Annotated in this window: 4 protein-coding genes; all 4 read right to left on the bottom strand. The window is 64.9% G+C overall.

What is annotated here, in order from left to right:
- Positions 1-149: 149 nt before the first annotated feature.
- On the bottom strand, positions 150-773 hold the full coding sequence (locus tag AAFN46_RS19845; RefSeq protein WP_347810423.1) for a hypothetical protein: 624 nt from the start codon (positions 771-773) through the stop codon (positions 150-152).
- A gap of 1 nt (position 774) precedes the next feature.
- Positions 775-10,995: a filamentous hemagglutinin N-terminal domain-containing protein gene (locus AAFN46_RS19840; RefSeq protein WP_347810422.1), complete on the bottom strand. Its 10,221-nt coding sequence runs from the start codon at positions 10,993-10,995 to the stop codon at positions 775-777.
- 79 nt (positions 10,996-11,074) lie between these two features.
- On the bottom strand, positions 11,075-11,737 hold the full coding sequence (locus AAFN46_RS19835; protein WP_347810421.1) for a DUF799 domain-containing protein: 663 nt from the start codon (positions 11,735-11,737) through the stop codon (positions 11,075-11,077).
- Complete coding sequence (locus AAFN46_RS19830; protein WP_347810420.1) at positions 11,734-12,102, bottom strand: DUF4810 domain-containing protein; 369 nt, start codon at positions 12,100-12,102, stop codon at positions 11,734-11,736. Before AAFN46_RS19830 ends, AAFN46_RS19835 begins: the two co-directional genes overlap by 4 nt.
- Positions 12,103-12,105 lie beyond the last annotated feature (3 nt).

The following is a 12,105-nucleotide window of genomic DNA, read 5'->3' as shown; positions in this document are numbered from 1 at the left end:
GGCTGCCGCGAGGTGCTTGCGGCGGCCAGAAACACCGTAATGAGCGAGCCATCTGGTCGATTTTGACCCACTGGCCGCTTTCAAAGTTGGCGAAGGCCGAAGTCAGCCAGAAAAACCGGTCTACTTCAGACCTTCCCTAGAGACCGAGACTATCTTCTAGACACTAGCAGGGCCTCTCCAGTGAGGGCACACCGCCCGCCTGCACTCCACAACTCCAAATACGCAGTAAAGTCTAATTCGACATCAACAAGCGGGCCGCCTATATACCAAGCGAGATAATAGTCTGCAGCCAATCCATAAAGAGCCTCGAACAAAGCATATGCTTCTTCTGTGTCTATAACTCTGCGCTCTCTAATCACATCCCCGAATAGCTCAAAAATCCAGAAATGCGGAATATCGTTCTTGAGAGCCTCATCTATAACCTCTACCTCAACCAGAAGAACCTCCGCCTCCTGGCATATGCACTGAAGCTCGGTGTCCTTAAGCAGAGCACACATTCTGCCCTGCTGTGCTAACCAGTGCCTCCCAAGTTCAATCAGCTCTGAATCCGAACTAATTTTCGAGGGCACCAAGTATATTGTTTCTTCAAGAGAACCCGAACCGATGACGAGTCTTGCCCTGTTTATTAGCTCCTCTTTGCGTGGAAAATAAGAAAATATTTTTCTGAGCTCATAATCTGAAGAGTGAGATTTTAACAGGCCCAAAAAATGGGATTTATCAAAACTAGCCCTACCCTCACAGAAGTCACACCAATCAGACAGCAAGGAACTCATCCTAGTTACCCCCTACCTTTGGCAAAGACGGCAAGAGCTTCGGGTCAATTTTCCATCGGTCACGCAAGGCTATAATGCCTGAGTTAAAGTCATCCAGCGATTTACTATTATCGACAACCTGCTTTAGTTCGTTATGGAACGTGCTAGACGCATATCCTCCGTGCCCACCAGGTTTTCCATCAATTGGACTGGTCCATTTTAATTCCGTTGTCTTCGTCCTGAATCGCTGAATTTCAGCCATCGACACCCCCCATTTCTTGAACTCGGGAGCCCGACACACCATGCACCATTCATGCAAGCCACCGGGTTGGCGTATTCTTGACTCTACCACTTCTCGAACTGCTTTGTTCTGCCAGAGAAGGTCAAGCTCCGTCGTAGACAAGTTATCAAACCAACTGCTGAACTCGCCATTTCTTACGCTTGGAACCTTGCCATTAGGCAGCAACTCATCCAACGAACGAGCGGCTGCATTCGCTGCAGCCTTCGATTCTTGGGCTAGGGCGTCAGCAAATTTCTTTTCTAAAGCCTCGGCTGCTTCCGCCGAAACGTTCTTTGTAACATTCGTGACAGCTTGCGCCTTGCCGGTCGGAGTCGGGAAGAAGAAGTCGATAGCAAGTCGCCCCCAATCGAGCAGTTTCTCGCCCGGCGTTTCCGGAATAAAGATTTGATCGCGCAGATCGGGATCTCGCCGCAGCATGTAGCTCGCGAAGAGCAATGTTTCCTGATCAAATCCTCGTACGGCGACCTCATCCTTGGTGGCCAGTGCTCCTAATGCCCCTAGCACCTTGCCCTGATCGATGCTTGCACCGCCTGTAGGACATAGCGGATCTTTCTTGCATCGTTCGGCCGCATCCTCAATGGCTTCTTCGGCATTCTCCTGATGGAGTATGTAATTGTAGGTGGTCGCATTCTTCGCGACCCACCCCCCCGTCTGCAGCGCCTTCTCATCCCCTCCCTGCGCCGCTGCCGTCAGCACACCGATCACCTGCGAGTTCATCGCCAGCAGGCTTTTCTTCTGCTCCGGGTCCATCTGCCCGTACCAATCGGACAGGCTATCGACGAGGGCTTCGTTCACACCGGCCGCCAGGGCGCCGGTCTTGAAGTCTCCGCCCGCCGCTTCTGCCGCCAGGCCGCCCATCACTGCGTGCAGTCCGATCTTGGCCGGGCTGCCGTCTTTCAGGTCCCATTTTCCAGCTGCCGACAGATCACCGACCAGGTTGAAGCCCGCCGCCGCAAAAGTATTGGCCAGGCTGCTGCGCAGGGCATCACTGATGCTGCTATTACCGCCTAGAGCGCGGTCCAGCAGAGTAGACGTACCGTTCTGCAGTAGCTGATTGCCGGCAAAGCGGCCAACGCCTTCCAGGCTTGAAAGGTCGATCGTGACCTTCCCGGTAAGCGGGTCGGTACTGGTCTTGAGTAACCCGTCAAATACCCCCGCGGTCAGCCCTGCGGTAACTCCCGATACCACATAGCCGCGGACAGCCTCTTTGGACGTGACGTCTTTAACAACCGCACCTAGATTGCCCCGATTGTTGATGGTGCTAGTGGCAGCATTTGATGCGGCAGAGCTGACTATTGTATTTGCGGCAGCGGCCTGCCAAGTACCTTGCGCCGCTCCTACCAAGCCAGCACCCGCCCCCCACGTAAGGTAGGTCACGATGATCGCGATGATCATCGCCGCGGCCCCACCCAGCCCGGAATGGCTGTACTTGAAGGATTGATGAATCTCCTTCACCCGCCGCCAGTCAACATCACCGCGTTTTTCGGCTTCCTTCAGCCAGGCCAGGCCAGGGTCCGCCGCAACCATCGCATCGATGGTCTGACTGACGCTCTGTTGGTTGACCTGCTTGATGTCGATCTTCAGGCCGTCGACGGCGCGGATGACGATGTCGCCCTTGGCGATCAGCTGGCTCTGTTGCAGGGTCTCGTCGGTGTTGCCCTTGCCCTCCATGGAGTTCCAGGCCCAGCTGCTCTTGCTCTTCTCGTGGACCTGCTGCTCGGTGTCTTTTACCCCCTCGAAGACGATGGCGCCGCCGCTGTCCAGGGTCAGGTCGTTGCCGCTCTCCAGGCGGGCGCGCTGGTAGCGTTGGTCGCCTTCGCTGACCAGGGTCAGGTCGCCGCCGGTGACGATCTCGGTGCCGACCTGGGTGGTGCGGGTCACCTGGTCCTTGCGGGCTTCCTTGCTGCCCCAGGAACCCTTCTTCTGCATGTCGTAGAGGCTGTGGTCGAGGTTCTCCGCCGCCAGCAGGCTGAGATCGTTGCCGGCGTAGAGATAAGCCTCCTCGCCCGCCTTGAGCTGGCTGGCGACCAGGGTCATGTCGCCCGTGGCGCTCATCAGCAGGTCGCCGCCGGCGCTCAGTTCGGCGCCCTGTTGGGTCACCAGGCTGCGTTCCTTGTCGACCCGCTTGCCGCCGCCGCGGCGGTGGGCCTCGTCGTGGCTTTCGTTGGCCGCCGATCCGATGAGGACGTCACCGCCCGCGACCACGCTCAGGTTCTGGTCGGCGCTCACCCGGCTGGCTATGACGGCCAGGTCGCGTTCGGCCGAGAGCGCCAGATCCCGCCCGGCGCTGACCTCGGAGGCGTGCTGGGTGATCTGCTCGACGCGGCTGTTGCTCTTGCGTGCCTCGCGCCGGGTCAGGTCGTGTTCCTGGGCGGAGAGGATCAGCAGGTCGCGGCCGGCGTCGAGGTTCAGGTCGCGCCCCGCAGTGAGGGCGCCGCCGATGTTGCGGATATCGCGCCCGGCTCCCAGCGTTAGGTCGTTTGCCGCTTCGATGCGGGAAGCGGCGCCGATGAAGTCTTCGCGATGGGTGTAGCCGCGTTGGGCGGACTCGTGGGTGGTGACGCTGCGCTCGTTGAGAATGTCGCCGGTCAGGGCAATGGCGCTGACGTCGCGCCCGGCGATGATGCCGCCCTGGGTGTTGCGGATGCTGTCCGTGGCCAGCAGGGACAGGCGCTCGTTGGCCTGCATCAACCCACTGTTGTTGATGTTGCCGGCGCTGATATCGAGGTTGCCGGTGGCGCGCAGGGTGCCCTGGTTGTTCAGCTCGCCGCCGGAGATCAACGTGACGTCGCGGCCCTGGATCAGAGCGCCGTTGGGCGCCAGGCGGCCTTCGCTCTGGGCCAGATAGAGCACCGGCACCAGCACTCGCTCGCCGGCCACCTCGTACTCCTCCAGCCAGACGATGTCGTGGGTCAGCGCGGCCACCTGCTCGGCGCTGAGGCTGACGCCCAAGCTGAGGTTGAGGGCCTGTTTGCTGGCGAGGGCGTTGTCCATCAGATGGCGGAACATGGCCTCGTCGCTGGTCAACCCGGCGAGGAAGCGCTGGCCGGTGCGGGCGACTATGGCCTCGCGGATCAGGCGTTGCTCGTAGAGGCCGTCGCCCAGGCGCTTCTGGGTGTTGTCCGGGGTGTAGCCGAGGTGGCCGAGCAGGTAGTCGGAGCCGAGGAACTGCTTGAGGTTGGTCAGCTCGGGGTTGGTTTCGATCAGGTATTTGTGGTTGGCGCGGGGCTGCGCGCTGCTGGGCAGGTTCTGCACGCCTCCCAGCTTCAGGGCGGCGGCATCGCTCGGGTTGCCGCCGCTGGCTTGCCCGCCCGACACGCGCCAGGCGCTGCCATTGGTCGCTGCTGGCCCTTGGGCCTGCTGCCCGCCGCCGACGGCGACCGCGCTGCCGACGATCGTGCTGTCGCCGCTCGCGCCCTTGGTCTGGCTGGCATTGCCGGCGCTGGCGGCCTGGCTATTGAGACGGAACAGGCCATGCTGGCCCTGCGGCAGGCTGAAGCCGGGTAGGGTCAGCGGGTTGATCTGTTGCTGGCGCAGGTCGGGCGGCAGCTGAGCGCTCAGGCTTACCGGGGTGGAGAAGCGTGAGCCGCCGACCCCCGTGTTGCCGGTGCGGGTACCGCCAGCCACATAGGCATAGCTGGGGCGAATCACCCCGCTGTCGATGCGCTGTGGGGCGGTGATGCTTACATTGCCACCGGCCTGGATGATGGCGGCGTACGTTTGGTTGCCCGAGGCGATGTTGGTAGTGGTGCGGAAGCGGGTCTGCTCGCGCTCCATACGCCCGATGAAGTGGGCAAGCGCAGCTTCCAGGCCGCCGAGGTTATTTGGGTTGTAGCCGGGGCTCAGGTACCAGTAGGTGGCGGTGAACTGGTTCGCTTCGGCCTGCCAGGAACCGATATTGCGGGTTCGCTCGGAGGTGAAGATCCGGCGGGTTTCGATCTCGCCAGTCTCGACCCCGGTGTTTTCCAGGCGCGTCAAGTTGGCCGTGATGTTGCCGCCGGCGCTGATCAGGCTGCTGCTGTTGGTCAGGGTGCCGCCAACCAGCTGGAGATCGCCACCGGCCTGGATACTGGAGGCCGCGCTGGCCTGGGTCACTTCCAGCTTGTCCCGCTCGATGATTTCCCATACGCCATTGCGCTTGCCGCTGCAGTCCCCTGCTCCGTAGTAGCCGCTGCAAGGCAGTTCGGTGATCTTCGCGGTGTACTTGCCGGCGTTGTCGATGTCGAGGATCGCGCGCGCGTTGTTGATTAGCGTGGCTTTCAGGCTGAAGTCACCCACGCTTTCCAGGGAGCCGGAGAGGTTGTCGAACCGACTGGCCCAGGCGCCTTGATCATTCTTCGATAGAGCAATGCCCCCCAGGCTGTACACGTCCGCATAACGGTTGGTGAAGTTATCCACCCGCAGCACCATGTCATCGCCGCTGAAGATCAACCCGTGCTCGTTGAGCAGGTTCGGCGAGGCGATGCGCAGCTTTTCCGCGCTGCCCAGGGTGCCGTGGTTGTTCAGGGTGCTCGCGGTGACGCGGAGGTCGCCCGCCGATGTCAGCCGGCCGCGGTTGGTCAGTAGGCCGCTGCTGGTGACGGTGGTCTGGCCACCGCCGGCGATACGCGCGCTGCTGGCGAGCTCGAGGCTGGCGGCTTTCAGGCTCAGGTCGCCGAGGCTGGTGACCTGGCCGTTGCCGCTGTAGGCGCCGGTCAGGTTCAGATCGAGGGTGCCGTCGCTGGCCAGCAGGCCGTGGTTGGTCCAGGTGCCGCCGGTGCCGCTCAGCGACTGGCCGGCCAGCAGCTGGCCGGTCGCGGTCTGGGTGAAGTTGCCGATATTCAGCACCAGTCGGCCGGCCTGCAGCACGCCGCTGTTGGTCCAGTTGTCGGCGCTGAGGCTGAGCAGGCCGTTGGTGCCGAGGTCGCCGCCGGCGCCCATCACCTGAGCGGCACTGAGGCCGAAGCGGCCATTGCCGGTGTGCAGGATGCGGCCGCCACCGCTCTGCAGGGCGGCGATGTTCAGCGCCAAGTCGGCGTTGGCGGTTTCGATGGTGCCGTTGCGGTTGTCCAGGGAGCCGCCATCGATCTGCGTGATGCCGCTGGAGCCCAGTGCGCGCAGGCGCCCGTGCTGGTTGTCGATGCTGGCGGCGGCGAGGCTCAGGGCGCTGCCGCTTTCCAGAATGCCGTAGCCGTTGCGCAGGGCGCCGGCCAGACCGAAGTCGATGCGCTGGGCGGCGACCTTGCCACCCTGACCCTGGGCGGCACCCTGGTTGTTGAAGTCACCGGCGATCGCTTTCAGCAATTGCTTGGCGTAGAGGCCGCCGCCCTGGTTGTTGAAGGTGGCGCCGCCGAGGTCGATAGAGGTATCGCCGGCCAGGGCGGAGAGATGGCCGCCACGGTTGTCCAGGCCCTTGGCGTTGACCGTCAGGGCTTGCGCCTGGGTGGTGCCGGTGTCGTTGTCGAACAGCCCGCTGCTGACCAGCTTCAACCAGCCCTGCAGGCTGCTGAGCACGCCGCCGCCATTGTCCACGCCAGTGGACTTCTGCAGGTCGAGATTGCCGGCCAGGCTCTCGATGCGGCCGCCCTGGTTGGCCAGCTTGCCGTCCAGGTTGACGACCAGACTCTGCTGGGCGCTGAGGGTGCCGCCATTGTTATTCAGGCTCTGCGCGCGCAGGTCGATGGCGCCCTGCTGGCTGTGGATCAGGCCATCGGTGCCGTTATTCAGCGCGCCGCCCAGGACGATGTCCAGGGCGTTGCGCGCGGCGAGGGTGCCGCCACCCGCGTTGTTCAGGCTGGTGGCGGTCAGTTGCAGCAGGTTCTGGCTGATCAGGCTGCCGCCTTGGTTGTCGATGGCCTTGGCCTTGAGCACCAGGGGGCCGGCGCTGGCCAGTTTGGCCTTCTGCGTATTGAGCAGGTCGCCGCCGAGCGTGAGGGTCAGCGCGGCGTTGCTGGACAGCTGGCCGGCGCTGTTGTCGAGGCTGGCGGCGGTGATGGCGGCGGCCTTCTCGCTGCCGATCTGCCCGGCACGGTTGTCCACCGCGCCGGCCTTGGCGGTGAGCGCGCCCTGGCTATCGATCAGGCCGCCGCCCGAGTTGTTCAGCGTGCCGGTGAGGGTCAGGGCGAGGTCGCCCGCGCCGGAGACAATGCCCTTGGCGCTGTTGTCCAGGCTGGCGGCATCGACCGTCAGCTTGCCCTGGCTGACCAGCGCGCCTTCGCCGCTGTTGTTCAGCGCGCCGCTCAGCTCGACGGTGAGGTTACCGTCGCGGCTGGACAGGGTGCCCTCGCTGCTGTTGTCCAGGCTGCCGGCCTTGACCGTCAGCCCCTGCCAGCCGGAAATCAGCCCGCCGCCCGCATTGCGCAGCTTGCCGCTGCCCAGGTCAAGGCCGAGGCTGCCGGCGCTGATCAGCTTGCCCTGGTCGCCGTTGTCGATTTCCTTGGCGTGCAGGTTATAGCCCTGGCTGCTGGAGAGTTCGCCGCCACGGTTGTCCAGCTTGGCCAGGTTCTCCAGGGTCAGCGGGCCCTTGGCGCTGAGTAGGCCGCCACGGTTATCCAGATCGCCGCCCTGCAGATCGAGGCGCACGCCGGCCTCGCCAATCAAACGGCCCTGTTGTTGAATCAGCTGAGCCACGGTCAGGCGCAGGTCACCCTTGGCCGAGACCTCGCCGGCGTTGCTGGAGTCCAGGCTGGCGGCCGTGATGGTCAGGCCGGCGGCGCTGGTGATCAGGCCTTTATCGCGGTTATTCACGGCGGCGGCGGCCAGGGTCTGCGCCTGCTGGCTGCTGATGACCCCGCCGCGATTGTCGAGTGCGGCCGTGCTGGCGTTCAGCGTGGCCTGGCTGGCGAGGGTGCCGCCCTGGTTGTTCGCCGCACCGGTGGTGAGTTGCAGGGCGCCGTCGCTGGCCAGCAGGCCTTGCCGGGAGTTGTCCAGTGAGCCACTGACGACGGTCAGCGCCTGGCCGGCGGAGATCAGGCCCTGGTCGTGGTTATCGAGTTGGCCGCCGAGGCTGAGCTTCAGGTCGCCCTGGCTGGCCAGCACGCCGGCGCCGGAGTTGTCCAGGCTGTTCGCCTCGACGGTGAGCCGGGCGGCGGACAGCGTCCCCTTGAGATTGTTCAGCAGCCTGTCGGCGATCTGCAGCTGCAGATCCTGCCCGCTGATGATGCGGCCGCCGCTGTTGTCCAGCCGCGTGGCCTTGAGCAGGAAGCTCTGCGCGCTGGAGATCTCGCCGCCGGCACTGTTGTCGACTGCGCCGAGGTTGCTAAGCAGCAATGCACCGGGAGTAGCGAGCAAGCCCTTGTCGCGGTTGTTCAGCGCACCGCCTTGCAGGTCGAGGGTCAGCGCGGTTGCGCTGGTCAGCGTGCCGCCGGCGTGTTGATCGAGGCCGGTGGCGGTAACCTGCGCTTGCCCCTGCGACTGGATAGCGCCCCGCGTATGGTTTTTGATCTGCCCCGCTGTCACGCTCAGCCCGGCACCGCCGGTGATCAGGCCCTGATTCTGGTTGTCCAGCTGGCCGGTGCCAATGGACAGCGCCTGCTTGGCGCTGATGACGCCGCCATTGCTGTTGTCCAGGCTGCCGTTGGTGACGGTCAGCTGGCCGTCGCTGATCAGCTTGCCGCCCTGGTTGTTCAGCGCGGCGCGGTCGACAGTCAAGTTGCCGGTAGTGGAGAGCAGGCCTGCGCCGCTGTTGTCCAAGCTGGCCGCGTCGACAGTCAGGCTGCCGCCGCTGATCAGCGCGCCCTTAGCCTGGTTATGCAATGCGCCGGTTAGTTCGACGCTCAGCGCCTGCTGGCTGCTCAGGGTGCCGCCCGCCGAGTTGTCCAGGCTGTCGCCAACCAGCACCAGGCGGTCGCGGCCGGAGAGCACGCCCTTGGTGTGGTTGAGCAGGCGCTGCACGCTGAGGGTCAGGCCGCGGTCGCCGATGATCAGGCCGCCGTTGCTGTTGTCCAGCAGCGCGGCCGGTTGCCCGGCGGCGGCATGCAGACGCAGGTTGGCCTGGCCATGGGTGGATATTTCTCCGCCGCCGTTGCGCAGTGACTCGCTGACGTTAACTTCAACGCCCTGTGTGGCGGCGATCAGCCCGCCGTTGCGGTTATCCACCTGGTCGGCCGCGAGGGTCAGCTTGCCCTGGCTGAGCAGTTCGCCGCCCTGTTGGCTCAGGCTGCCGGCGCGTACCGCAACGTCACCCTTGGCGGCCAGCTGGCCGCCGGCGCCGTTGTGCAGTTCGCCGGCGCTCACCTCGAGCCGGCCGTCGGCACGCACGCTGCCCCGGCTTTGGTTGGCCAGCACATCCGCCACCTCGATGATGACATCGGCCTTGCCGCTGACGGCCCCGCCACGGTTGTCCAGGCTCTTGGCGGCGAGCTTCAGGTGCTGGTCGGCGACGATGGCCCCGCCCTGGTTGTCCACGGCGGCGTCGCGCACGGTCAGGCTGCCACGGCTGCTCAGGGTGCCGGCGGCGCTGTTGTCCAGGGCCTTGGCGGTGACGCTCAGGGCGTTTTCGGCGAAAAGCAGACCGCCGCGGTTATCGATCTGCTTAGCCTCGATGGTGGTTGTGTTCTGGCTGGAGAGCTCTCCGCCCTGGTTGTTCAGCGTGGCGGCGGCGCTGACTTTGAGACCCTTGCCGCTGGCGATCAGGCCATCGCTGTTATCCAGCTCGGCGACCGCGACGGCGACGTTGCCGCTGGACAGCACCAGGCCATCTTCGCGGTTGTTCAGGGTCGTGGCAGTGATGCGGGTACTCGCCTTGCCGTTGAGAGCACCGCCACGGTTGTCCAGCACGCCGCCGACGGTCGCGTCGAGGTCGCGGCTGGCCAGTACCTTGCCGGCGTTGCGCAGGCTGTCGCCGCTCAGCTGGACATCGCCGAGCTGATTGCGGCTGTTGTCGCCGTTCACCCCGGCCTCGATCAGGCCTTGGTTATTCAGCTGCGCGCCCTTCAGCGCGATGCGCTCGCGCGCCGCCAGGCTCTGCCCCTGAGCCAGGCTCAGGGCCTGGCTGGCCTGGGCGTCCACATTGCGCCCGGCATAGGCCTTGCCGCCCAGCTCGATGTTCTGCGCCTTGAGCCGGATATCCCGGCTGGCCGCAGTCTGCGCCAGGCTCAGCTGGCCGTTGGCATCGATCTGGATGTCGCCGGCGCTGGCCGCCATGTTACCGGCCAGCTTCACGCCGACGCCGGCCTCGGTGCCGACCAGACGGATGGCGCCGGCGTACATGCCGCCGAGCGCCGAGCTGTCGATGGCCAGTTGCGGTTCGTCCGCCTTGTTTGCCGCGCGCTGGCTGACGGCCAGGTCGGCGACCTTGACGTCGTTGGCGCCGGTGATGATGTTGAGCTGGTTGGCGTGCAGCTCGGCGTTGATCTGCGCGCTGCGGGTGATCAGGTCGAACTGGTCGACATTGCTGGCGTTGAGGCCCTGGCCTTCGATGCCGATGGCGCCTCCTTCGACCTGCAGACGCTCCAGGCGACCGCCCTCGACGATCGGCTTGCCGGTGGTGAGGGTGGCGCGCGGCGTGTTGATGAAGCCGCAACCGTTGCAGGTGATGCCGTGCGGGTTGGCTACCACCACATGGGCCTGCTGGCCGGCTACCTCGGTGTAGCCGCGCAATTGGCTGGGGCTGCCACCGGTGACCTCGTTGAGGATCAGGTTGGCCGCCTGGCCCTTGAGGTTGGCGTTGCCGAGGATGATGCCGCCGAGCTGGGTGGCCTGGGTCTTGGCGGTGGCGTTGTTGAGGATCAGCCCCTGCTGGCCGACGTTGTAGTCGGTGAACCTGTTGTGCGACAGGCCGCTGCCACTGGGCGTGGCGATATTCACCACCGGCACCCCGTTGCCGGCCTGGCCCAATTGAGTGTTGCCGCCGGCGGCCTGGTCCACCGTCAGTTGCGCGGCCGCGGCAACGATCGGGTTGAGGAACAGGATGCCGGCCATGGCGCTGGCGATGGCTTGGTACAGGGGGCGGCGAACGTCCATGTCGAAATCTCTATGCGGCGGATCGGTGGAACGGTGCTTTTACTTCGAGGAAGCCGGGCCGGCTCCCTCGATCTGGGGCCTAGTCGGTCCCGTACAGGGGCGAGCGCGGACCATGCAGCAGGCCGGCCGGCTTGCCCGGCGCGAGCAGGCGCTGGCTGGCGATGCCGGCGATGGGATAGCCGGCATCGTCCATGGTGCTGCTGAGGATCTGCTTCACCGCGGCGGTGACCAGCATGCCCACCAGGCCGCCGCCGCTGTTGTTGTTGCCTTCCTCGCTCGACGCCGAGGCCGTGCCGGTCCACAGCGAGGTGCCGGTCTTGAGGTCCACCAAGGTGGCGCTGGCGGTGACTATGGTGGCGCTGCTGATCAGCATGTAGCGGGTGCCGTACTCCTTCACGGTGACGTACAGGGCGGCATCGGCGCCGAAGATCTCGCGCAGCTTGGCCGGCGGCAGCTGGTGGATATCGCCCGGCGCGGTCAGGCCGTTCTGGCGGAAGGTCTCGTCCACCAGGGCGACCGGCAGCACGTAGTAGCCCGCCTCGGCCAGGGGGTAGGTCACATGGGACAGCAGGCTGTAGGTGGCCTTGACGTCCGGCGACTCGTTGAGCGGCGGCAGCACCAGGATCGAGCGCGGGCTGGCCTGCTTGAACGCCGAGTAGTCCACGGTCTTGATCGGCGCGCAGCCGCTGGCCATGGCCAGGGCGAGCAGGGCGCCCGCCAGTCTGAGCATGCGGCCGGTCATTGCGCGTCTCCTTGCTTGGCGTTGTTCAGCAGGAAGTCCATGTAGGTGGCCGACTCGGGGAACAGGGCCTTCTCGGTCTGGAACTGCTGCACCATCTGGTCATCCTTGCCCAGGCCGGAGTAGAGCAGGCCCAGCTGTGCGTGGTAGCCGGGCGGCACGCTGCCGTTTCTGGCCTTGATCTTCTGCAGGCCGGCCTCCAGCGCCTCCACCTGCGCCTCCGGGGACTCGCCCTTGAAGTACTGGTAGACCTGCGGCTGGTAGCCCTCCCACTGGTACAGGGTCTTGGGCCCCGTGCAGCCGGCCAGCGCCAGGCACGCCAGAGCTCCGCTCGCGGCGAGACGCCACGCTTTGAACGACTTCTCCATCAC

This window comes from Pseudomonas sp. CAU 1711, from assembly GCF_039888625.1.
Taxonomy (GTDB): Bacteria; Pseudomonadota; Gammaproteobacteria; order Pseudomonadales; family Pseudomonadaceae; genus Aquipseudomonas.
The sequence above is the reverse complement of the archived record's forward strand: the minus strand, read 5'-3'. Positions and strand labels throughout refer to the sequence as shown.